The following is a 24,055-nucleotide window of genomic DNA, read 5'->3' on the forward strand; positions in this document are numbered from 1 at the left end:
GCCCTCAGGTCAGCGCCGGTTGCTCAGGCACGTCGACGCCGACATGGATCGCATCGTGTCGCCAGAACTCCAGGTCGCAGTCGATCAGCCGCTGATGCTGGTCGTAGTTGACCCGAGCAATGCGCAACCCAGGGCTGCCCACCGACACCTTCAGCGCCGCCGCGGCTTCCGGTTGCAGTGAGGTGGGCACGATTTCGAACTTCACCCGACCGTAGTGCAGGTCGTAGTGCCGGGCGTACAGCTCGGTCATGGACTGGTTGAGGTCGAATTCGAGGATGCCCGGAAAGTACTGCGGGTTCAGGTAATGCTCGACGTACAACACCAGGCGCTCATCGATACGCCGCGCCCGGCAGATCTGGATCACGCTCGACAGCGCCGGCAACTGCAACCAGGCACACACCGCCGCCGAGGCCGGTTGCAGGCGCGCCGAGATCACCTGGGTGGAAGGCACCCGCCCTTGCGCCGTGACCATGGCGTGGAAATGGCTGCGCTGCATCAGGTTGTAGGCCAGCCGAGGGGGCGAGACGAACCAGCCCCGGCGCTCTTCCCGATAAATCTGCCCCTGGGCTTCCAGCTGTAGCAAGGCTTCACGCACGGTAATGCGCGTGGTGCCAAACAACTCACTGAGCTTGCGCTCGGCCGGCAGCTTGCTACCCGGCGCCAGTAACCCATGGTCGAGCTGCTCTTGCAGGACCTGTCCGATGGCTGTCACCGCCTTGGTTGCATCGATGCGCATCAACGTTACCTATCTGGACTAGACCAGCACTGATCCGGGGCGCGATCGCCCATCTGGCGACCCCGCTGCTTCTTCCAGCAAGCCTAGGCATTGCACATGACTGGCAGATGACAAAGGCGCCGAACGGTAGGCCTTGCACTGTGCAAACAACCGGCCAAGTCCTTTCAGATCAGCTGTTTAACCATGGTCTACGCTTACTCGGTGGCCAACCCGCACGCACCTGGGATTTGCCGGCCCCCGCGGCGCCGACATCAAAATGTCACAGGGCTCGCCTACATTGGCTCAGGTATTGCTGACCTAGACCAACACAACCGCAATCGCAGCGTTGAAAACGCCCATAGGAGCTTCGGATGAAACAGCTTTTCCTGGCATCACTGTTAGGCTCGACCATTGCCATGTGCACCGCCGCCATGGCCGCTGATACCGATCTGAAAACGTTGGAAGCCGCTGCGAAAGCGGAAGGCGCCGTCAACAGCGTCGGCATGCCCGATGACTGGGCGAACTGGAAAGGCACCTGGGAAGACCTGGCGAAACAATACGGCCTCAAGCACGTTGACACCGACATGAGCTCGGCCCAGGAAATCGCCAAGTTCGCCGCCGAGAAAGACAACGCCAGCGCCGACATCGGCGACGTCGGTGCCGCCTTCGGCCCTATCGCGGTCAAGCAGGGCGTGGTCCAACCGTACAAGCCAAGCACCTGGGACCAAGTCCCGGCCTGGGCCAAGGACCAGGATGGCAACTGGGCGCTGGCCTACACCGGCACCATCGCATTCATCGTCAACAAGAAACTGCTGCACGGCTCCGACGTACCGACCAAGTGGGCTGACCTGAAGGGCGGCAAGTACAAGGTCTCCATTGGTGACGTGAGCACCGCCGCCCAGGCCGCCAACGGCGTGCTGGCCGCCGCACTGGCCAACGGTGGCGACGAGAAGAACCTGCAACCGGCCCTGCTGATGTTTGCCGAGATTGCCAAGCAAGGTCGCCTGTCCATGGCCAACCCGACCATCGCCACGATGGAAAAGGGTGAAGTGGAAGTCGGCGTGGTCTGGGACTTCAACGGCCTGAGCTACAAGGCCAAGATGGCCAACCCGGATGACTACGTCGTGCTGATCCCGTCCGATGGTTCGGTCATCTCCGGCTACACCACCATCATCAACAAATACGCCAAGCACCCGAACGCCGCCAAGCTGACCCGCGAATACATCTTCAGCGACGCCGGCCAGATCAACCTGGCCAAGGGCAACGCCCGGCCGATCCGCGCCGAGCACCTGACCCTGCCGGAAGAGGTCAAGGCCAAGCTGCTGCCGAACGAGCAGTACAAGCACGTCACGCCAATCAAGGACGCCGACGCCTGGGAGAAAACCTCCAAGGCCCTGCCACAGAAATGGCAGGAAGAAGTGATCATCAATATGCAGTGAGGCGCTAGTCAGCCCCGCTCGGATATCCAACGGAGATCCAATTGTGGGAGCGAGCTTGCTCGCGATAGCGGTGTATCAGCCAGCATTGATGTCGACTGACACGCCCTCATCGCGAGCAAGCTCGCTCCCACATTGGACCTGCGGTGAATCCGAGCTTTCTGGTGTCCATCCGGAGTTTTGGTATCCATGAAGCACAACGTCATCCTGGTGCTGCTCGACGGCCTCAATTACGAAGTCGCCCGGCACGCCATGGGACATTTGCAGGCTTATGTCGGCGCAGGACGCGCGGCGCTGTACAAACTGGAATGTGAACTGCCGGCCCTGTCCCGCCCACTCTACGAATGCATCCTCACCGGCGTCGCGCCCATCGACAGCGGTATCGTGCACAACAACGTCTCGCGCCTGTCCAACCAGCGCAGCATTTTCCACTACGCCACCGACGCGGGCCTGAGCACGGCGGCCGCGGCCTACCACTGGATCAGCGAGCTCTACAACGCCTCACCGTTCGCAGCCGGTCGGGATCGGCATGTCGAGAACCCCGGGCTGCCCATTCAATACGGGCATTTCTACTGGAATGACCACTACCCCGACTCGCACCTGTTCGCCGACGCCGAACACCTGCGCCAACGCCACCAGCCGAACTTCCTGCTGGTGCACCCGATGAACATCGACGACGCCGGCCACCAGCACGGCCTCGACACGCCGCAGTACCGCAACAGCGCCCGCTCGGCCGACATCAACCTGGCGGTCTACCTGCAAGCCTGGCTCGACGCCGGCTACCAGGTGCTGGTGACCGCCGACCACGGCATGAACAATGACCGCTCCCACAACGGCCTACTGGCCGAAGAACGGGAAGTGCCGCTGTTCGTCCTCGGTGACGGCTTCAGCCTCGACCCCGCCGCGACGCCCCGGCAGCTCGAACTGTGCGGCACCGTGTGCCAGTTGCTCGGCATCGACCACGACAAACCCTATTGCCAGGAATTACTCAAGTGAACGCCATGACGCGCGGCAAATGGCTGGCAGCGTTGTGCCTGGTGCCCTTCGCGATTTTCTTCATCGTGTTCCAGATCGCCCCGCTGCTCTGGGTGCTGGTCAACAGCCTGGAATCGGAAGAGTTCGGCTGGGGCCTGGCCAACTTCAGCAAGATCTTCAGTTCCAAGTTCTACCTGCAGGCGATCCAGCACAGCCTGGAGATCAGTTTCTGGTCCAGCGTATTCGGCATCATCATCGCCGTGCTCGGCAGCTACTCCCTGCGCCGGGTCGATTCGCGGCTGCGCAACTTCGTCAACGCCTTCGCCAACATGACCAGCAACTTCGCCGGCGTGCCCCTGGCCTTCGCCTTCATCATCCTGCTCGGCTTCAACGGCAGCATCACCCTCATGCTCAAGCAGGCGGGGATCATCGAGGACTTCAACCTGTATTCGAAAACCGGGCTGATCATCCTCTACACCTACTTCCAGATCCCCTTGGGCGTGCTGCTGCTCTATCCGGCCTTCGACGCGTTGCGCGAAGACTGGCGCGAGTCCGCCGAACTGCTGGGCGCCAACGGCTGGCAGTTCTGGCGGCACATCGGCTTGCCGGTGCTGACCCCGGCGTTGCTGGGCACGTTCGTGATCCTGCTGGCCAACGCCCTGGGCGCCTACGCCACGGTCTATGCGCTGACCACCGGTAACTTCAACGTCCTGCCGATCCGCATCGCCGCGATGGTTTCCGGCGACATCTCCCTGGACCCGAACCTGGCCAGCGCCCTGGCCGTGGTGCTGGTGGCGCTGATGACCCTGGTGACCATCGTCCATCAGTTGCTACTCAAGAGGAGCTACCATGTCTCGCGCTGAATCGAGCCCCGCCGGGCTTTATCATCGGGCGGTGGTGTACCTGCTGTTCGCCGTCCTGCTGCTGCCCCTGGCCGGCACGCTGGTGTACTCCATCGCCAGCAGTTGGTCGGCCACCGTGCTGCCGGCGGGCTTCACCTTCAAGTGGTACGTGCAGCTGTGGAGCGACCCGCGCTTTCTCAGCGCCTTCGGCCAGTCGCTGATCGTCTGCGTGGGCGCGCTGGTGCTGTCGGTGGTGCTGATCCTGCCGCTGCTGTTCGTGGTGCATTACCACTTCCCGAAACTCGATGCGCTGATGAACATCCTCATCCTGCTGCCCTTCGCGGTGCCACCGGTGGTGTCGTCGGTAGGGCTGCTGCAACTCTACGGCTCCGGGCCGCTGGCGATGGTCGGCACGCCCTGGATCCTGATCGGCTGCTACTTCACCGTCGCCCTGCCGTTCATGTACCGGGCGATCACCAACAACCTGCAAGCCATCAACCTGCGGGACCTGATGGACGCCGCCCAACTGCTCGGCGCCAGCACGTTCCAGGCGGCCGTGCTGGTGGTGCTGCCAAACCTGCGCAAGGGCTTGATGGTAGCGCTGCTGCTGTCGTTCTCGTTCCTCTTCGGTGAGTTCGTGTTTGCCAACATCCTCGTTGGCACCCGCTATGAAACCTTGCAGGTTTACCTCAACAACATGCGCAACAGCAGCGGACACTTCACCAGCGCGCTGGTGATTTCCTACTTCTTCTTCGTACTGGTCCTGACCTGGGCGGCCAACATCTTGAACAAGGACAAAAGCCAATGAGCTACGTCAGCGTCCAACACCTGCAAAAGACCTACGCCGGCACGCCGGTGTTCAGCGACATCAACTGCCAGATCGGCCAGGGCGAGTTCGTCACCCTGCTCGGCCCGTCCGGCTGCGGCAAGTCCACGCTGTTGCGCTGCATCGCCGGCCTGACCGCCGTGGACGCCGGCCAGATCCTGCTGGACGGCCAGGACATCGTCCCACTGAGCCCGCAGAAGCGCGGGATCGGCATGGTGTTCCAGAGCTACGCCCTGTTCCCCAACATGACCGTCGAACAGAACGTCGCCTTCGGCCTGCGCATGCAAAAGGTCGAGGCCCAGAACAGCCGCCAGCGGGTGCTGGAGATCCTGCGCCTGGTGGAGCTGCACGATTTCGCCGCGCGCTATCCCCATCAGTTGTCCGGTGGCCAATGCCAGCGTGTCGCCCTGGCCCGCTCCCTGGTGACCCGCCCGCGCCTGTTGCTGCTGGACGAACCGCTGTCGGCCCTGGATGCGCGGATTCGCAAGCACCTGCGCGAACAGATCCGTCAGATCCAGCGCGAACTCGGCCTGACCACGATCTTCGTCACACACGACCAGGAAGAAGCACTGACCATGTCTGATCGGATTTTCCTGATGAACCAGGGAAAGATCGTACAGAGCGGCGATGCCGAAACCCTGTATACGGCGCCCGTCGATGTGTTCGCCGCCGGCTTCATCGGCAACTACAACCTGTTGGACGCCGACAGCGCCAGCCGCCTGTTGCAGCGGCCAGTGAACGGGCGCATCGCCATTCGCCCGGAAGCCATCGAGCTGAGTCGCAACGGCGAACCGAACGCACTGATCCGTAGCCACAGCCTGCTCGGCAACGTGATCCGCTATCGGGTCGAGGCCCGTGGCGTGGAACTGGTGGTGGACGTGCTCAATCGCTCGGCCGCCGACCTGCACCCTGATGGCGCCCGCCTGGCGCTTTCCATCGATCCGTCGGCCCTGTGTGAGGTAGCCTGATGGCCTTGTTGATTCTGAAGAGAGAAGCGCGCTGATGGCCCTGGCAATTTTTGATCTGGACGAAACCCTGATCCACGGCGACTGCGCCACCCTCTGGAGCGAACAGATGGGACGCCTGGGCTGGGTCGATCCCGAGTCGTTCATGCGGCGCAACAACGAACTGATGGACGCCTACAGCCACGGCAAGCTGCGCATGGAAGCGTACATGGACTTCAGCCTGGAACCGATGATCGGCCGCACGCCGGAGGAAATCGAACACCTGGTGGCGCCGTGGGTGGAGGACGTCATCGAGCCGATCATCTTCAGCGACGCCACCCGCACCATCGCCGAACACCGCAAGGCTGGCGACCGGATCCTGGTGATCTCGGCCTCGGGCACGCACCTGGTCAAGCCGATTGCCGAACGCCTGGGCATCGACGAGGTCCTGGCGATCGAGCTTGAAGTGGCCCATGGGGTCTACAGCGGCAAGACCGTGGGCACCCTGACCTACCGCGAAGGCAAGATCACCCGGCTGCTGGACTGGCTGGACGCCGAGGAAGAAAACCTCGAAGGCGCCAGCTTCTACTCCGACTCACGCAATGACCTGCCGTTGTTGCAGCGGGTGGACCACCCCCACGTGGTGAACCCGGATCCGGTCCTGAAAGCCCATGCCGAAGCCGCCGGATGGCCGATTCACACCTGGAAGTAAATGCTTTCAGAGTCTGTGACGCACCTGTGGGAGCGAGCCTGCTCGCGATAGCGTCGGGTCAGCAATGGATGATTTGACTGATACACCGCTATCGCGAGCAAGCTCGCTCCCACAAGGACCAGCGTGGCTTCCATGCCTTGCCCTAGTACGCGCAAGACACCTGCATCGCGTTGAGGGCCGTATCATCGCCGTTGCCTTGGTCGGGTTCCACCCGGGTCCGAAACCCATTCACTTTCCCGCCACCAGGGCCGTCGAGGCAACGGTAGAATCTGGTCCAGTCCCCCCATGCGGCGGGCGGGTCACCGACCAGGGTTTGCGAGCCACAATCCATCTTGATATTGCCGGCGGCGGTATCGTCCTTCGAGCCCTTTTCCTTGTCCAGGCCCTGAAACCGCTCCACCTGAATGGCAAACCCTATGACAGGATGTTCGCGGCAAACGTGATCCTTGCCCCAGCTTCCCCACTTTCCTTCAAGGCTCTGGATGTAGGTTGGCGTTCCCGTGGCGCTGCTCTTGCAGATCAGTTGGATCGCATTCAAGGCGGTATCATCGCCGTTGCCCTGATAGGGCTCACTCTTGAGCCGGAAGCCCCAGACATATTGCCTCTGCGGGCAATACGCCGTAGGTCCCCAATTTCCCCATTGGCCTTGTTCCGAAGTATCCGGAGGCACTCTTCCGGTCTCTTGTCCCTGGGCGCCCTCATAGGCCAACAGGGAAAGCGTGAAAACCAGCATGCGCAAAGCGGCGTAATCGGACATGACAGAGCCCTGCCTGGATCGGGAAAAGACTGGCCAGAGAGACCTTCTCTCGCCTCGACTCTAGAGTCAGGCATTTGAGAGCGTCTACTGTCAGATCCGACAGGGTGTACGCCTATCCAATGTGCCGAATCAGCCCAGGCTCCCATCGATCACCAGCACCAGTTTCCCCGACACCGTGTTGGTCGCCAGTTCCTTGAACGCCGCTTCGGCATCCTCGATGGCAAAGGTGCGGGCCAACTGCGGACTCAAGCGACCCTCGGCGAACAGCGGCCAGACCTGCTGGCCCAACTCGCTGATCAGGTCGGCCTTGAACTGATCGTCGCGGCTGCGCAGGGTCGAGCCGAGCAACTGGATGCGCTTGCCCAACACCTGGCCCAGGTCGAACTCGGCCGTGCGACCGCCCATGAGCCCGATCATGACCCAGCGCCCGTCAACTGACAAAAGTTTCACGTTGAGCTGGGCATAGCTCGCCCCCACCGGATCGAGGATCACGTTGAAGGGGCCAAGGTCGTTCAGCCGCTCGATATCATCGGTGCGCACCACGCCGCCCTGGGCGCCCAGGGCTTGGCAATAGGCCAGTCGATCAGCCGAGCCGACACTGACCCAGCACGGGTTGCCGAACGCCTTGCACAGCTGGATCGCGGCCGAACCGACGCCGCTGGCGCCCGCGTGCAGCAGCACTTTTTCACCCGGCTTGAGCGCCGCCAGTTGAAACAGATTCAGCCACGCGGTGCTGTAGACCTCAGGCAGCGCGGCGGCTTCAGCCAAAGACAGGCCCTCGGGCACCGGCAACACGTGGCGACCGTCGACCACCACTTCCTCGGCCATGCCGCCGCCGGCCAGCAACGCGCAAACGCGGTCGCCCACCTGCCAGGAGGCGCCCGGGCCGACCTCGCTGATCACCCCGGAACACTCCAGCCCCAGCACCTGGCTGGCACCGGGCGGCGGCGGATAATGCCCGGCTTTTTGCAACAAATCGGCTCGATTCAAGCCAGCCGCCGCCACACGAATGCGCACTTGTCCTACATCACACACGGGACTTGGCTCATCTGCCCATACCACTTGGCCTTCAACGCCTTGCAATGCTTTCACGGTGCCTCCATAGTGAGTCTCGACTGGGCCCGCTGCTGTAACGCCGGGCTTTCTTGCATTATGCGCCCGGGCCACATGGAACCGGCGACTTCAAAGACGGCCTAATATGCGTTATCAATTGTCCCTGCGTCGAATCAGCATGAAGCAACTGTTCCCCAGCACCGCCCTCGCGCTTGTCATTGGCCTCGGCCTGTTGCCACTGTCGAGCGATACGTTCGCAGCCAACAGCTGGGACAAGCTTCAGCCTGATCGCGATGAGGTGATCGCCAGCCTTAACGTCGTCGAATTGCTCAAGCGTCATCACTACAGCAAACCGCCGCTCGATGACGCCCGCTCGGTCATCATCTATGACAGCTACCTGAAGCTGCTTGATCCGTCGCGCAGTTATTTCCTGGCCAGCGATATCGCCGAATTCGACAAGTGGAAAACCCAGTTCGACGACTTCCTCAAGAGCGGCGACCTGAACGCCGGGTTCATCATCTACAAGCGTTACCTGGACCGCGTGAAGTCGCGCCTGGACTACGCCTTGGCCGAGCTGAACAAGGGCGTCGACAAGATCGACTTCAATGCCAAGGAAACCTTGCTGGTGGACCGCAAGGACGCCCCTTGGCTCAAGAGCACCGCCGAACTCGATGACCTGTGGCGCAAACGCGTCAAGGACGAGGTGCTGCGCATGAAGATCGCCGGCAAGGAGCCCAAGCAGATCCAGGAAACCCTGACCAAGCGCTACAAGAACCAGTTGGCCCGCCTGGACCAGACCCGTGCCGAAGACATCTTCCAGGCCTACATCAACACCTTCGCCATGTCCTACGACCCGCACACCAATTATCTGTCGCCGGATAACGCGGAAAACTTCGACATCAACATGAGCCTGTCCCTGGAAGGTATCGGCGCCGTGCTGCAAAGCGACAACGACCAGGTCAAGATCGTGCGCCTGGTACCAGCCGGTCCGGCGGACAAGACCAAGCAGGTCGCCCCGGCGGACAAGATCATCGGCGTGGCCCAGGGCAACAAGGAAATGGTCGACGTGGTCGGCTGGCGCCTGGACGAAGTGGTCAAGCTGATCCGTGGCCCGAAAGGCTCGGTGGTGCGCCTGGAAGTCATCCCGGCGAGCAATGCGCCGAACGACCAGACCAGCAAGATCGTGTCCATCACCCGTGAAGCGGTGAAGCTGGAAGAGCAGGCGGCGAAGAAGTCGATCCTCAACCTCAAGCAGGACGGCAAGGACTACAAGCTCGGCGTCATCGAGATCCCGGCCTTCTACCTGGACTTCAAGGCGTTCCGCGCCGGCGACCCGAACTACAAGAGCACCACCCGCGACGTCAAGAAGCTGCTGACCGAGCTGCAGAAGGACAAGGTCGACGGCGTGGTCATCGACCTGCGCAACAACGGCGGCGGCTCCCTGCAGGAAGCCACCGAGTTGACCAGCCTGTTCATCGACAAGGGCCCGACCGTACTGGTGCGTAACGCCGACGGCCGGGTGGATGTGCTGGAAGATGAAAACCCAGGTGCGTTCTACAAAGGCCCGATGGCGTTGCTGGTCAATCGCCTGTCCGCCTCGGCCTCGGAGATTTTCGCCGGCGCCATGCAGGACTACCACCGCGCATTGATCATCGGCGGCCAGACCTTCGGCAAAGGCACGGTGCAGACCATCCAGCCGCTCAACCATGGCGAGCTGAAACTGACCCTGGCGAAGTTCTACCGGGTTTCCGGCCAGAGCACCCAGCATCAGGGCGTGCTGCCTGACATCGATTACCCGTCGATCATCGACACCAAGGAAATCGGTGAAAGCGCCCTGCCCGAGGCGATGCCGTGGGACACCATCAAGCCGGCGATCAAGCCCGAGCTCGACCCGTTCAAGCCGTTCCTGGCCCAGCTCAAGGCCGAGCATGACAGCCGCACGGCCCAGGACGCGGAGTTCGTGTTCATCCGTGACAAGCTGGCCCTGGCGCAGAAATTGATGCTGGAGAAAACCGTCTCCCTCAACGAAGCCGACCGTCGCGCACAACACGCCGACATTGAGGCCAAGCAACTGGCCATGGAAAACCTGCGTCGCAAGGCCAAGGGCGAGGAGCCGCTCAAGGAACTGAAGAAAGAAGACGAGGACCTGATCACCGAGCCGGAAAAAACCAAGCCGGAAGACGATGCCTACCTGAGCGAGACCGGGCGGATCCTGCTGGATTACCTGAAACTCAACACGGCGATCGCCAAACACTGAAGATGATGGCCATTTAATGGTGACCCTCGTCGAGCTGTCATCAAACTGACATCAGTCTGTCGTGAAATACAGGACTGGGCGCCCCGGCAGGGGTCGCCCGGTCCTTTTTTTATCGCCAGAGATCGCCATGACCACGACAGAACAGCTGAGTGCCTTGAGTTCAATTCTGGCTCAAAGCGGTTTGCACAGCCTGTTCCAACCCATCATCTGCCTCTCTGAACGACGCATCATCGGCTATGAAGCCCTGACGCGCGGCCCCTCGAACAGCCCGCTGCACTCCCCCATCGCCCTGCTCTCCGTCGCCCGCCAGGCCGGGCGTCTCAGCGAACTGGAACTGGCCTGCCGCCGCAGCGCCTGCCAGCGCTTCAACGAGCAAAAGCTGCCGGGCAAGCTGTTTCTCAACGTCTCGCCCGAATCCCTGCTGGAATCGGCCCATGAGACCGGGCGCACGTTACAACTGCTACAGGATTACGGCATCCCGCCCAGCCAGGTGGTGATCGAACTGACCGAACAAACCCCCATCGATGATTTCCAACTGCTGCAGACCGCCCTGCATCACTACCGGGCGATGGGGTTTTCCATTGCCCTGGACGACCTGGGCGCCGGCTATTCGAGCCTGCGGCTGTGGTCCGAATTGCGCCCCGACTATGTGAAGATCGACCGGCATTTCATCGACGGCATTCACCAGGATGCGCTCAAGCGCGAGTTCGTCGGCTCGATCCTGAAGATCGCCCGCACCTCGCGGGCCCAGGTGATTGCCGAAGGGATAGAACTGCCGGAAGAACTGGCGGTGCTGATCGAAATGGGCGTCGACCTGGTCCAGGGTTACCTGCTCGCCCGCCCCCATGAACAGCCTTCGCGCGATGCCCGGGCGTTGATGCCCCGCCAGGACGGCGGCGCGGTGACGCTGACCGATGAAGTCAACGACCTCGGCGCGTTGCTCAACGAACAACCGGCCGTGGCTCACAACACACCGACGGCCATCGTGCTGGACGCGTTCCGGCGCCAGGCCAATCTCAATTCCCTGGCCGTGCTGGACGACCAGGGCCAGCCCTGCGGCATCGTTCATCGCCATTCACTCTCGGACGCCCTGCTCAAGCCCTTCGCCACCGACCTGTTCGCCCGCAAGCCCATCAGTCGGCTGATGAGCGATGATTTTCTCGCGGTGGAGTTGAACCAATCGCTGCAGCAAGTCAGCCGCCTCATCACCAGCCGGGCCCGACAGCGCATCGAAGAAGACTTCATCATCACCCTCAATGGCGGCTACATGGGTCTGGGCCGGGTGATCGACGTGCTCAAGCTGATCACCGAACTGAAGATCCAACAGGCTCGCTACGCCAACCCGCTAACCCTGCTGCCGGGCAACGTACCGATCCAGCAATGCCTGACGCGCCTGCTCCAGCAGCGCCAAGAGTCGGTGATCTGCTACGTGGACATCGACAGCTTCAAACCCTTCAACGACATCTACGGCTACGGCCGCGGCGACGAAGTGCTGCTGTGCCTGGCCCAATGCCTGAACGAACGCATCGACCCCAGTCGCGACTTCGTCGGCCACATCGGCGGCGACGACTTCCTCCTGGTCCTCGGCCCGGAAGACTGGCGCAAACGCCTGGACCAACTCCTGACCGACTTCCAGACCCACTGCCGCCGCTTCTACCGCCCGGAACACCTGGAAGCCGGCTGTTTCACGGCGTTGAATCGACAGGGCGTACGCCAGGAGTTTGCACTGCTGTCGTTGTCCATCGGCGTCGTGCACCTGCGCTCGGACGCCTGTGGGGCGTTGGATGCGAGCCAGTTGGCGGAACTGGCTTCGCAGGCGAAGCATCATGCCAAGGAGATTTTGGGGGGGAGTGTGTATTTGGTTGATGGTTTGGCTGAGCGGGAGGCTGCGGTGGAGTTAGGGTTATCGGTTTGAGCGGAGTCCCCACTCCCGCCCTCGGCCCGAACGCCTGACACTAACCTTGTGGCGAGGGAGCTTGCTCCCGCTGGGCTGCGTAGCAGCCCCTTCTGAATAGCACTCGGTGTGTCGATCTGTAGAAACGGACACATCCTTTACAGTTGAAACCAGGGACATCGTTTACGTTTCAGTTGGCTTGAAAGGCGGCTTTCGCCGCTTTTCAGCCTACCTAAAAGGTAGCTGCAGAGGTATCCCACACATCATCGTCCACTTCTTTGAGTCCTAGCGCCTCACCGGCCAAAGATTCGCTGACGAAAATCATCTTGCCTTTCCATTTCATCGACCCGTTCTGCCTAACCATACGGATCGTCATGTCCGCCGCGAAATCTACCTCAGGCACGCGCCCATCGTACTTTTCCGCCCCGATTGGTGTTTTCAGAAAAATTCGGAGAGGCGATAACTATCCTGACACCGGGGGGGGGGGGGGGGTAGGTCGGTGCTTCCAGCCCCGGCGCGGTCACACCGATCAACTCTGGAGTTATGTCCCAGCTCAAGCCAACCTGACCTTCTTTAAGGTATTCGTTAAAGCAACCGCCAGCTCAACCCAGTCCTTGGCTTCCTCGCTATAGACGGGAGCATCCCAATTGCATTCCAGAATCAGCGACACTCTAAAAAAACCGGACTCACAAAACTCCGGGTACCAACCAATATCGATTATTTGCTCGAAGGGAAAGGAAGCTTGAAATAAATCCTCTTTCAGCTCATTTGATATTTCGGCCACGCCTACCGATTGGTCGAGGCAAGAAATATCATCGAAAGTTATTACGCCACCCAGTTTTTTTACTTCGTGCAGGTCCATAGGCTATTTCTTCTTGGTCAATTTTCTAAATGACTCTTCCGAGATCGGATGTCCATGGATTGTGTTTGCGCTCAGCTCAACTCTCATATATCTCGTCTCCTTTCCGTCGTTTGCTCCAATCGTTCGCTCCATATCCATTACCTTCCAAGGCTTTCCGTTGGTTACGTCCTGTCCGTTGGCAAAGACCAGACGTTCAAGAGCCTCTATATCAGTGTCAGGAAGATACTTGGCTGCTCCTCCATTTGCGGTGGATTTAACGACAGATGACCATGGAGCCTTTGGCGCAACGTGTTTATTTCCGTGCCTCGTCCATTGAACATCAGGAGTGCTTGGTGTGCCCTCATTAACACTTACATTTTGTTCAGGCGCTTCACCGCCCCGTCCGGGGTTGCATTTGTTTCCTCCCGGACAATCCACCAGCCCCAACGGATCCACCCACCCCGTCGGGTTCAGGGTGTATCGATACCCATTGAGCCCGCCCGCCAACTTACTCGGGTCGGGTGTGAGGTAGCGGCCGGTCTCGGGATTGTAGTAGCGATGCCGGTTGTAGTGCAGGCCGCTTTCCGGGTCGAAGTATTGACCCTGGAAACGCAGGGGCTGCTCGAGTTGTTCGCCGCCGTGCTCGATTGCGATGAGTTTGCCGTAGCCGGTGTAGCGCGCCGACCAGGCCACTTCGCCGGCGTGGTTGGTCAGTTCCTGGGGGGTGCCCAGGTGGTCGAGGTGGTAGTGGAACGGGCAGGCGTTCAGGCCCTTGCCGTCGAGCATCGCCAGAGGGCGGAAGGTGCCGGGTTCGTAGAGGTAGCTGCGGTGGTGGCGCGGGCTGCTTTCGGCGACGATCTGGTCGCCTTGCCAGAAAAACTCCGTGGTCAGGCCGTCCACGGTCTTGCTGATGCGTCGGCCAAAGGCGTCGTAGCGGTAGGACGTTTCGCGACCGTCCGCCGTGGTAACGCCGATCAGGCGATGCTGGCAATCGTAGCGATAGTCGGCGACAAGGCTGGGGACGTTGCCACGGCGCTCGCGGATCAGGTTTCCAAAGGCGTCGTAGTCGTAGTGGCGGTCCCCCTCCGTCAGCAGGCGGTTGCCCTTGAGGGTGGTCGGGCCCGGACGGTCGTGCAGCAGCACGTTGCCGGCCGGGTCGTGGGCAAAGCGTTCCGGCGGGTCGGTGTGGGAATACTGGATGCTGACCAGGCGATCCATCGGGTCGTACTGGTAGTGGCGGCGATTGCGGTGGTTGGCCAGGCTTTCAAGGTTGCCCTTGGCGTCGTAGGCATAATCGCGCCAGAACAGCTGCTGCTGGTGTTGCCACACGGTCTGGGCCCTGAGGCGACCTTGCTCGTCGTAACCGTATTCACTGAGCAACAGGCCCTGTTGGCGTTGCACTTCCCGGCCGCCCTGGAATCGATGGTCGGTGAGTCGCTTGCCATTGAGGTCGATGGCGGTCAGCGCACCGCCCTTGGCGTGGTGGAAGTCGAGCTGGTTGTGGTCCGGCAGGCGCAGGTGGTTGAGGCGCCCGCAGAGGTCGTAGCGATAGCGCAGGGTGCCCCAGCCCTGGTGTTCGACGACCAGCCGGTCCTGGGCGTCGTATTCGAAGGCCAGCGGATGATCGGTACCGTCATCGACCTGCACCAGCCGGCCCCGGCCATCGTAGCGATAGTGGATCGTCTGGCCGTCGGCCAAGGTCTTGACCAGCAATCGCCCGCTCGCATCGCGCTGGTAAGCGGTGACCCGTTGCGTGCCGTCCTCACCGTGCTCGGTTTTCTCCAGCAGGTGGCCGTTGAGGTCATAGACGTAGGCGGTGCGCTGCCCGTCGAAACCGACTTGTTGTCGGATCAAACCGTTGGGCGTGTAGTCCAGCTGATATTTTTCGCCGGATTCGTTTTCGATTTCGGTCAGCAACAGCCGCGCCGAGTCGTAGCGGTACTTCAGTTCGCTGCCATCGGGATTGCGCCGGCGGCTGACCAGGTGCAGGTCATCGGCGTATTCGTAACGGGTGACACGCCCCAGTTCGTCGCGCTCGGAGGTAACCTTGCCGTAGGCGTTGTAGGTCCAGGCCCGGTTGGCGCCGTTGGGCAGGGTCGTCTTGAGCAGACGGCCCACGGGGTCCCACTGGTAATGCGTGAGGGCGCCGTGTTCATCCTGGCGGGTCAGTAAGCGCCCCAGCACATCGTAAGAAAAACGCCGGCGACTGCCGTCGGGCAGGACCTCTTCCGTCAGTTGGCCGAGCGGGTTCCAGGCGAAGTCATGAAAACTGCCGTCAGGGTGGCTGATCTCCACCAGGCAGCCGCGGGCATCGTATTTGTAGAAAGTGCTGTTTCCTTCGGGGTCGATGGACCTGACCACGTCGCCCTGGGCGTTACGCCGGTAAGTCCAGACAGACCTGTCGCGGCCTGTGCCTTGGGTGCGGGCGTGCAGGAAACCGTTGCGGTACTCGTAGGACGTGGGCTCATCCTCAGGCGGAATCAGCGCCACCAGTTGACCGACTTCGTCGTAGCGGTATTCGGTGACGGCCCCTAGCGGATCCTGTTCGGCCACCAATCGGCCTTGTTCGTCATAGGCCTTGAGATGTTCGCCACCATCGGGCTCGACCTTGCGCACCAACCGCGCGCGGTCATCGTGGACGTACACTTCTTCACTGCCGTCGAGGTGCCGGACCGTGACGCTGCCGTCGTCGCCCCAGGTGTAGCGGCTGTCCATCTGTGCGAACGAAGCCCAGTGCCGTACGCAGCGGGCCGCTTGCCCGACGCCCTGCCACTCCCAGTAGAAACTTGCGCCACCGGCCAGTTGCCGCTGGAGGATGATGTGCTGGTCGTCGTAGTCGTAGCGTTCGCTTTCACCTGCTGCATTGGTCGCTTCGATCAGTCGGAAACGTCCGTCATAGCGGTAGGACGCCAATGTCTGCTCAGTTCGCCAAGGGTCATCCAGGGTGGTGGCCGGCTGAAAAGACTGGTAATCGACGGCCATCAGGTGCCGCTGTTGATAACGCAGGCGCAGCGCGCGGCCGGCGCCGTTGTCCAGGCGGCAGATGTCGCCGTAAATGTTGCGCTGGATCGTCAGGCGGTTGTCGTAGCGGTCGCTGAGGGCGGCCAGGTGACCGTCGCGAAAATGCAGGAAAGGCGCCCGTTCGCCCGGTTGGGCGATGATCAGTTCGTCGGGCTCGCTGCCCAGGTAGATGGCCGCCCGCGCCAGGCTGTTATGGATGGCCGGGCGCCGGGCATTGGGCCGTGGGAACGTGGTGCGGCGGTTTTCCTGATCGATCCAGGTGACCTGCTCATCCTCCAGTTGCAGGCGATGCGCCAGGGCATGGCTCCAGCCGCGCCCCAGGCCGATGTCCAGTTCAACGGCGCTGGTGCGGTACAGGCGGGTGAAGATAAACGGCAAGCGCCCCTCGAGCGTGCCGTCCTCCAGGGTCAACAGCTCTTCGCCAGTGACCATCGACACCGGGCACCCGCTGGTACGGGTCAGGGCCGCGCTGTCGGCGCTGTCACCGTTGGGGTTCTTCGATTGGGCGGGGACATCGTCGTGGACTTCGTTTTTTTTCAGCGTGGTGTTGCGCTGGGCGTCCCAACGCAGTTGCATCCGGCCCTTTTTCACCGCGCTGGCAACGCCTCGGGCCGCGACGGTCTTGTAGCGGTCCACATAGACGATGAAGCCGTTGACCACGGCGAACATCGCGCTGACGAAGCGCTGGGCGGCTGCCAGCACACGTTCCCCCACGCGAACCAGGCGCAGCGACAGGTAAGCGATTGCGGCACCCGCGCCGGCAAAGGTCAGGACGACCCCGATCAGCAGGTCAATCACCAGTTGCACCGCCCCCATCGCCATGGCCTCGGCGGTTGCGCCGGCGACTTCGCTGGGCGGCAACATCTCCAGCCAGAGGCTGGCGGTGCGCACCAGCAGGCACAGCGCCGCTTCGTCGCTGGCCAGCATTTGCAGCTTGGCCATCACCTGCGGCGCGTCCTGCGCCAGTTTTTGCAACTGCGCGGCACTGGCGCCCAAGCGCTCAGTGAACCGGGCGGGATCCTTGAGAATGTCGCTGAGCAGGGTGATGCTGTCCCACACGCTTTCAATCGCTGCCCAACTGCCGGCAAGCAGGCCATTGCCGACCGCCGCCGCCGAGTGAGTCGCAGACTGTTGCGCCCACTGAGGCTTGAAGCCCTGCCACTCGCCGCGCAGCCAGTCCGTCAGCTCCGTGCTCAGGCCATCGTAGGAAGAAAACAGGGCCTGGAGCTGAGCCGGTGAGACCTCGTCCTGGACATGCACCCGATAGCGCTTGCCCGCCTCGCCGTTGAAGGTGCCCAGGCCCTGGGCATCCAGGGTGACCGGCGTGACCTCGCCGGTGTCCACCGCTACCACGTGCACCACGATGTCGCCCAACGGGATGTCGTACACCGACTCCAGCTTGCTCTCGATGGTCATCACCCCGCCCTGCGGGCATTGGGTGACCGTGGAGAGGAAATCCTCGTCGCCGGTGCTCACCGCGGTGAGGCTGTCGCCGAAGCGGATCAGTCGCTCCATGCCCATCAGCGAGGGCACGTCGGCGGCATGACTGACCCGGTCCGCAGCCCGGCTGTACCAGCGTTCGAGCTGTTCGCGGTAGACCGTCAGGGTGTCCTTGAAGCTGTCGAGCGCCTGCTCGACGCGACTCACCTGGTCCATCAGGCCATCGCTCGTTCAAGGATCAGCAGACAAAAACAGTCGAACATGGGCAGACGTCTCGCAGCGCTCAGGGAGCGCGAGACTTTGCCGGGGATAAAAAGGGAAATAAGTCAGGAAATGCAGCGAGGACTGTAGGCCATTTCTCTAAATGCGCGCATCCAGAACAACCCACCTGGAACGCTCGCGCAAACGGCGAGCGCCCGGCAAGCTGTGGATAACCTAACGGTCGCCGGCTTCGAGCGCCTTGAGCTTGTCCTCGGCCAACGGGCGGCTTCAGCCGGATCCGGCGCCTTGCTGGCGCTGCCGGCCAGGCTGATCACGCCAACCTGATAGGCCGCCTTGCCATCCCCCGCCAGGGCCGCCAGCCGCAGCAGGCGCAGGCCTTCCTCACGTGCGCCAAGCCCCTGGCCACGGAACGTCAGGATATGCCCGTAGAAACTTTGCGCCCCTGCGTCACCCAGGTTCGCCATGCGCGCGAACTGGCCTTCGAGCCAAGCCCAGCCACGCGGCTGTCGGACGAACCATGACCAGTGAAACAAGCGTCGCGCCAGCCAATAGCCGGCCCGCGCCTTGAGTCGCCAGAGCACTCAGGCCTCCGCCGATTCGGGGTATTCGTATTCAAACACTCGGACCACTTCCGAGGCGTGCCAGGACGCGGCGGCCACACCATCGGAAGGCCCGGAAAACCGGCCCAGGCGCTCGACGCATTCGAAGAAACCGGTGCGTGGCAAACGGCTGGCGCCCTGGCTGATCACCAGCGAGCTGCGCAGCGGTTGTTCCGCCCGGGCGTCCAGCGCCGCCAGGTGCTCCAGGGCGGCGGTCAAGGTCTGCATCGCCGGGCTGGGCAACTGCAAGCGCTCCAGCAAGGCGCGGTACGTCAACAAATGGCGCTGGCGGCGCGCCTGGTCCAACTCCCCCAACAACCCATCCCAATGCTGCCGACTGATGCGTACACTCACGACTCGTCCCTCCAACCCGGCACCGTCAACTCCCAGGCCAGACTGCGCCGAATCGCGGCATCGGGCTGACGCTCGCCGCTCTCGATCAAGGCCAGATAAGACGGGCTGATACCTACCGTGCGGGCCAGCGCCTCGATGGCGATGCCCTTCCCTTCGCGCAAACTGCGTAATTGATCCAGGCCAGGGAGAACCTGGTCGGGTGCCGCCGCGTGCCGGACAGAAGCTTCGCGCGACGGTGCTTGATCGAGGCCGGCGGCCTTCAACAACGACTGATACTGATCCCACGGCAAAACCGCGTACTCGGGCTCTCCGTCGCGGGTGATTATTTGAATATCCATGTCTACCCCGTAGGACAACAACACTTAGCGAGTCAGCCTTTTTCCTTGGAAGTGTAATCCTAAATGACGGCTGAGGTCGCGGGGCGATGAATTCTCTGGGGCAAGCGGCGCAGGATCAGGATTTTTCGTGGCGCTGGAGCTGGAGTTGCTCCGGCGTATCGGGCAGCCTTTCGACCCGGGCCAGCTTCTCGGGGGATTGTCGGTAACGCCAGGCCCGGAACGCTTCGAGTTCGGTGTCGAGGGTTTTCATGACCCAGGCCAGCACGGCGATGTCGTCGAACATGCCAAACATCGGCAGGATGTCCGGGATGGCATCCAGCGGGCTGAGGAAATACATGAGCCCCGCCACCACCGACAACATCGACTTGGCGCTGACGGCCCGGTACTCGCCCCGCCAATAGGCCAGGCACAAGGCCTGCAACAGGCGCAGGTCTTCCTTGAGCTTGCCCAGCCGCCCACCCTCCCGGGCACCTTTGCTGGCGACGGCGAACAACAAGGTGGGCAAACGACCACGGGCCAGCATACGCCCGGCCAGCGGTAGAAATCGCGCAAAATTCCACGGCGCCTTCATTTTTTCTCCCACTGAAATGTTATCCACACAAATTGTGGATAACCTTGTGAACAGAGCTGCATTTCACCGCTGAAGCCCCCGTATCATAAGGCCCCGGCTCAGATCGGGCGTTTTTTACTCACTAAAAAAACCCAATATTTCATTGACTTGACTGGCTGTCTACGGCTAGCACAGCGCCCGTATTGCCTATGACTGTAGCCTGCGAGGTGCGTTCGGTTTTTTTACATTTCCAATGCCCGGATACAACAACGCCCCGCATGAGCGAGGCGTTGTCTCGGCGCAGACGCGATTACTTGGCAGCGTCTTCCTTGGCCGGATCCTTGATCGCCAGCAGCTCCAGGTCGAACACCAGGACCGAGTTGGCCGGGATCGCCGGGCTCGGGCTCTGGGCACCGTAGGCCAGGTCACTTGGGATGTACAGCTTGTACTTCTCGCCGACGTGCATCAGTTGCAGGCCTTCGACCCAACCCGGGATCACGCCGCTGACCGGCAGATCGATCGGGCTGCCACGCTCGACGGAACTGTCGAACACGGTGCCATTGGTCAGCTTGCCGGTGTAGTGCACTGTCACCACGTCAGTCGGCTTAGGCTGCGGGCCATCGGCTTTCTTGACCACTTCGTACTGCAGGCCGGAAGCGGTGGTGGTCACGCCAGCTTTCTTGCCGTTTTCCTCGAGGAATTTCTTGCCGGCCGCTGCCGACTCCTCGCTCATCTTGGCCATGCGCTCTTCGGCACGTTTTTGCAGTGCGGCAAAAGCCTCGACCAGTTCTTCGTCTTTCAGCTTCTGTTCTTTCTTGCCGACGGCATCTTCAATGCCCTGGGCAACCGCTTTGGAGTCCAGGTCATCCATACCTTCCTGAGCCAGGCTCTTGCCCATGTTCAGGCCGATCCCGTAGGAAGCTTTCTGCGCCGGGGTTTTCAGCTCTACGCTGGTCTGCGAATCGCAACCCGCGAGTACCAGGCCAACCAGGGCCACCGCCGCCGCCAACCGATGCTGTTTCATGCTATTTCCTTGTTCATGCGCCTAAAGGGCAATCGAGTAAAGCCGCGAGCTTATCAGGCGGCCACGACCAATGGCTACCGGCATGTGAGCCACAAAGCGAGGATAAGTTCAGGTCGGCAAACGCTTTTTAATCCTCGGCAGATGAAGGCTCTGTCATCTGTTACCTACACAGACAAATGAGCACCTCGTCGCAACGCAAAGAATAATGGCCACTTGCCCGTAAAGCGGCGCTGAGGCATAAGGGCATATCAAAAAAACAAGGACGTTATCGTGCGCCTTCTCTCTCGTCTTCTCTTGCTGCTCCTCGCGCTGCTGGTCATTGCCGTGGCCGTGGTGCTGTATTACGTCGCCAACCCTCGCCTGCCGTTCTACACGCCCGTCGAACAGGTGCATTACCTGGACCAATGGAGCGCCGCCGAGCGTCAGACCTACTACTTCACCCCCCAAGGCACCCAGGTGAAAGGCCTGCGCTACAACTGGTTCACCGCCCTCGAACTGCCGTTTTCGCAACAGCGGTTCGCTTCGCCTGAGTACCTGGCGCGTTTCGGCTTCCTGGTGGACCCGGCGCAGAAAGCCTCGCCCGATAACCCCGGCAACCTGCCAGTGGGTTTCGCCCGGCATCAGAACCTGGGCGGTACCGACGAATACCTGGACATCACTTGCGCGGCCTGCCACACCGGTGAACTGCGCTTCAAGGGCCAGGCGATACGGATCGATGGCGGTTCGGCACAACACGTCCTGCCCTCCAGCGTGCCGACGTTGCGCGGCGGCAGTTTCGGACAGGCACTGGTCGCCAGTCTTGTTTCTACTTATTACAACCCGTGGAAATTCGAACGTTTCGCCCGCGAGGTCCTGGGTAACGACTACGACGCCGGTCATGAAGACCTGCGCAAGGCGTTCAAGGCCTCCCTCGACACCTTCTTGCGGGTGGCCTGGAATGACACCCATCGCGGCCTCTACCCGACCGAAGAAGGTCCCGGCCGTACCGACGCCTTTGGGCGCATTGCCAACGCCAGCTTCGGCGACGCCATTTCGCCGGCCAACTACCGGGTGGCCAACGCCCCGGTGGATTACCCGCAGTTGTGGGAAATGTGGACGTTCGACTGGGTGCAATGGAATGGCTCGGCCCAGCAACCGATGGCCCGCAACGTCGGCGAGGCGCTGGGCGTTGGCGCCACGTTGAGTTTCTTCGACGCCCAGGGCAAACCGCTGCAAGGCGATGCGCGCTACCCTTCCAGCGTACGCGTACGCGACCTGAACAAGATCGAAGAGACCTTGCAACTGCTCAAGCCACCCGCGTGGCCGGAGTCGCTGCTGGGCGCGATCGACAAACCCCTGGCCGCCAAGGGCCGCGCCCTGTTCAACGAAAATTGTGCAGGCTGCCATGTGCCCCAGGTGATCCAGGGGCCCGACCGGCCGGTGCAACAACTGCACATGCTGCCCGTGCAGGTGATCGGCACCGACCCGGGCACCGCCAATAACATCGCCGACCACCGCTTCGACCTGACCAGCCTGCAGTGGGATCCGGCCGAGCTGGCGAAGCTGGAGGTGCAACTGCACCCGACCCCGAAAGAGCCGCTGGACCTGAGCCAGCTCTCGGTCGCCAAGGGCTTGGCTTATGTCACCGCGTTCGTCGAGAACCGCGCCTACCGCGACGCCGGCGTCACCCCCGCCGAGCGTCCGGCCCTGGACGGTTTCGGCCTGCCCATCGGCGTGCGCGAGCTGCGCGCTTACAAGGCCCGGCCACTGGCGGGCGTCTGGGCCACGCCACCGTTCCTGCACAACGGCTCGGTGCCGACGATCTACCAACTGCTGTCGCCCCAGGACGAGCGGGCCACCACTTTTTATAAAGGCAACTTCGAGTACGACCCGCGACACCTCGGTTATCGCACCGAAGCCTTCACCAACGGTTTCCTCTTCGACACCCGCATAACCGGCAATCACAACAGCGGTCATGAATTCCGCGCCGGTGAAAAGGGCAACGGCGTCATTGGCCGACTGTTGCAACCGCAGGAACGCTGGGCTTTGCTGGAATACCTGAAAGTGCTGGGCGGACCGCTGGAGTCGCAACTGTAATGATGAACCTCACCCGCAAAAGGATTTCTCCATGTTGACCACGCTCTGGCTGCGCCTCGGTGCCTTCTTGGGCAAGACGCTCCTGTGGCTACTGGGCCTGGGGCTGCTCGGCTGGGCACTGGCGACGGCCTGGTACGCCTGGCACCACAGCGGCCCGGTGCCTGACCAGGAGCAGGTACCGCCCGGCGAAGCCGCCATGACCCAGGACATCATCCAGACGGCGATCCGCATCGTCGATCAACACCGCGAAGGCACGCGCTACCTGCGCGACGCCCACGCCAAGGCCCACGGCTGCGTCATGGCCGAGGTGCAGGTGCCGAACGATCTGCCGACCGTGTTGCGCCAGGGTGTGTTCGCCGAGCCGGGCAAGGTCTGGCAAGCGACGATGCGCCTGTCCAATGGCAACGCCTACCCTCAGTTCGACAGCCTGCGGGATGCGCGCGGGATGGCGATCAAGCTGCTGGACGTGCCCGGCAAGCAACTGCTGGATGACCGCCAATCACACGGCGAACAGGATTTCGTGATGTTCAACCATCCGAACTTCTTCGTCAGCGATGTCGCCGAGTACCGTCAGAATGTGGCTGCCCAGGCCGATGGAAAGAAAGCCATGGCCTTCTTTCCGAGCGTGGATCCGCGCAGTTGGCAGATTCGCCATCTGTTCATCGCCCTGGCGACCCTTTCACCGCCACCGGCCAGCCCGACCCAGACCACGTACTTTTCGGTATCGCCCTACAAGTTCGGCACGGCCAATGCGAAGTTTCGCGTGGCGCCAGACCCGGACAGTTGCCCGACCTATACCCTGCCCGCGCAGAACCAGGCATTGCCCAACTTCCTGCGCAGCGCCCTCAATCAGCAGTTATCCACAGACCGCGTGCCGGCGTGCTTTGTCTTGCAGGTCCAGCGCCAGGATCCGCGCAAGTACATGCCAATCGAAGACACCAGCATTGAATGGCGCGAAAGTGATGCCCCGTTCGAGACCGTTGCGCGCATCAAGGTGCCCGCCCAGGACTTCGACACCCCCAAGCTGAACCTGGCCTGTGATAACCAGTCGTTCAACCCGTGGTTCGGCCTGGAGGCGCACCGCCCCATCGGTGGTATCAACCGTCTGCGCAAAGCGGTGTATGAAGCCGTCAGCGATTACCGGCACAGTCGCAATGCCGAGCAGTAGACACGCAAAGC

Annotated in this window: 18 protein-coding genes and 2 pseudogenes; 10 read left to right on the forward strand and 10 right to left on the reverse strand. The window is 61.9% G+C overall.

All coding sequences use genetic code 11. The annotated features are described in order from the left end of the window. Nucleotides 1-4: 4 nt before the first annotated feature. A complete protein-coding gene (locus tag VM99_10315) occupies nt 5-736 on the reverse strand; it encodes an MFS transporter (GenBank protein AKJ98435.1) in 732 nt (243 codons plus the stop codon). Nucleotides 737-1,086: 350 nt separating this feature from the next. On the opposite strand from VM99_10315, the gene VM99_10320 reads away from it, so the two are divergent. From VM99_10320 to VM99_10345, 6 genes are all read left to right on the forward strand, one after another. Then, complete coding sequence (locus tag VM99_10320; GenBank protein AKJ98436.1) at nt 1,087-2,154, forward strand: ABC transporter substrate-binding protein; 1,068 nt, start codon at nt 1,087-1,089, stop codon at nt 2,152-2,154. Nucleotides 2,155-2,340: 186 nt separating this feature from the next. After that, complete coding sequence (locus VM99_10325; GenBank protein AKJ98437.1) at nt 2,341-3,147, forward strand: nucleotide pyrophosphatase; 807 nt, start codon at nt 2,341-2,343, stop codon at nt 3,145-3,147. Continuing rightward, nucleotides 3,144-3,989 carry an ABC transporter permease gene (locus VM99_10330; GenBank protein AKJ98438.1) on the forward strand — a complete coding sequence of 282 codons (846 nt, stop codon included), beginning with the start codon at nt 3,144-3,146 and terminating at the stop codon, nt 3,987-3,989. The genes VM99_10325 and VM99_10330 overlap by 4 nt, the downstream gene beginning before the upstream one ends. Continuing rightward, nucleotides 3,976-4,776: an ABC transporter permease gene (locus VM99_10335; protein AKJ98439.1), complete on the forward strand. Its 801-nt coding sequence runs from the start codon at nt 3,976-3,978 to the stop codon at nt 4,774-4,776. Before VM99_10330 ends, VM99_10335 begins: the two co-directional genes overlap by 14 nt. Then, nucleotides 4,773-5,762 (forward strand): spermidine/putrescine ABC transporter ATP-binding protein, encoded by a 990-nt coding sequence (locus VM99_10340; protein AKJ98440.1) that lies wholly within the window; start codon nt 4,773-4,775, stop codon nt 5,760-5,762. Before VM99_10335 ends, VM99_10340 begins: the two co-directional genes overlap by 4 nt. 34 nt (nt 5,763-5,796) lie before the next feature. Beyond that, nucleotides 5,797-6,450, forward strand: a complete 654-nt coding sequence (locus VM99_10345) for an HAD family hydrolase (protein AKJ98441.1) — start codon at nt 5,797-5,799, stop codon at nt 6,448-6,450. Between the two features lie 142 nt (nt 6,451-6,592). On the opposite strand, the gene VM99_10350 is transcribed toward VM99_10345, so the two are convergent. Together VM99_10350 and VM99_10355 are read right to left on the reverse strand one after the other, a co-directional pair. Then, on the reverse strand, nt 6,593-7,207 hold the full coding sequence (locus VM99_10350) for a hypothetical protein (GenBank protein ID AKJ98442.1): 615 nt from the start codon (nt 7,205-7,207) through the stop codon (nt 6,593-6,595). 129 nt (nt 7,208-7,336) lie between these two features. Continuing rightward, on the reverse strand, nt 7,337-8,299 hold the full coding sequence (locus VM99_10355; protein ID AKJ98443.1) for an NAD(P)H-quinone oxidoreductase: 963 nt from the start codon (nt 8,297-8,299) through the stop codon (nt 7,337-7,339). Between the two features lie 106 nt (nt 8,300-8,405). On the opposite strand from VM99_10355, the gene VM99_10360 reads away from it, so the two are divergent. Then, nucleotides 8,406-10,517: a peptidase S41 gene (locus VM99_10360; GenBank protein AKJ98444.1), complete on the forward strand. Its 2,112-nt coding sequence runs from the start codon at nt 8,406-8,408 to the stop codon at nt 10,515-10,517. 127 nt (nt 10,518-10,644) lie between these two features. After that, nucleotides 10,645-12,432 carry a diguanylate phosphodiesterase gene (locus tag VM99_10365; GenBank protein ID AKJ98445.1) on the forward strand — a complete coding sequence of 596 codons (1,788 nt, stop codon included), beginning with the start codon at nt 10,645-10,647 and terminating at the stop codon, nt 12,430-12,432. 532 nt (nt 12,433-12,964) lie between these two features. Here VM99_10365 and VM99_10370 read toward each other — a convergent pair. From VM99_10370 to VM99_10400, 7 genes and pseudogenes are all read right to left on the reverse strand, one after another. Then, nucleotides 12,965-13,273, reverse strand: a complete 309-nt coding sequence (locus VM99_10370; GenBank protein AKJ98446.1) for a hypothetical protein — start codon at nt 13,271-13,273, stop codon at nt 12,965-12,967. A gap of 330 nt (nt 13,274-13,603) precedes the next feature. Then, nucleotides 13,604-17,929, reverse strand: a pseudogene (locus tag VM99_10375) (type IV secretion protein Rhs). Between the two features lie 215 nt (nt 17,930-18,144). Next, nucleotides 18,145-18,516, reverse strand: a pseudogene (locus VM99_10380) (hypothetical protein). Then, on the reverse strand, nt 18,517-18,888 hold the full coding sequence (locus VM99_10385; protein AKJ98447.1) for a hypothetical protein: 372 nt from the start codon (nt 18,886-18,888) through the stop codon (nt 18,517-18,519). After that, entirely contained in the window at nt 18,885-19,226 is a 342-nt protein-coding gene (locus VM99_10390; protein ID AKK01729.1) for a Cro/Cl family transcriptional regulator, read from the reverse strand. The genes VM99_10385 and VM99_10390 overlap by 4 nt, the downstream gene beginning before the upstream one ends. Before the next feature lie 115 nt (nt 19,227-19,341). After that, entirely contained in the window at nt 19,342-19,797 is a 456-nt protein-coding gene (locus VM99_10395; protein ID AKJ98448.1) for a hypothetical protein, read from the reverse strand. 289 nt (nt 19,798-20,086) lie between these two features. Then, the gene (locus tag VM99_10400) at nt 20,087-20,800 is read right to left on the reverse strand and encodes a peptidylprolyl isomerase (GenBank protein ID AKJ98449.1); all 714 of its coding nucleotides are present in this window, start codon (nt 20,798-20,800) and stop codon (nt 20,087-20,089) included. 270 nt (nt 20,801-21,070) lie between these two features. Between VM99_10400 and VM99_10405 the strand changes: the two genes are divergently transcribed. Continuing rightward, on the forward strand, nt 21,071-22,876 hold the full coding sequence (locus VM99_10405; protein AKJ98450.1) for a hypothetical protein: 1,806 nt from the start codon (nt 21,071-21,073) through the stop codon (nt 22,874-22,876). A gap of 31 nt (nt 22,877-22,907) precedes the next feature. After that, nucleotides 22,908-24,044, forward strand: a complete 1,137-nt coding sequence (locus VM99_10410; protein ID AKJ98451.1) for a catalase — start codon at nt 22,908-22,910, stop codon at nt 24,042-24,044. Nucleotides 24,045-24,055 lie beyond the last annotated feature (11 nt).

This window comes from Pseudomonas chlororaphis (assembly GCA_001023535.1).
In the GTDB taxonomy this organism is placed as follows: Bacteria; Pseudomonadota; Gammaproteobacteria; order Pseudomonadales; family Pseudomonadaceae; genus Aquipseudomonas; species Aquipseudomonas chlororaphis_E.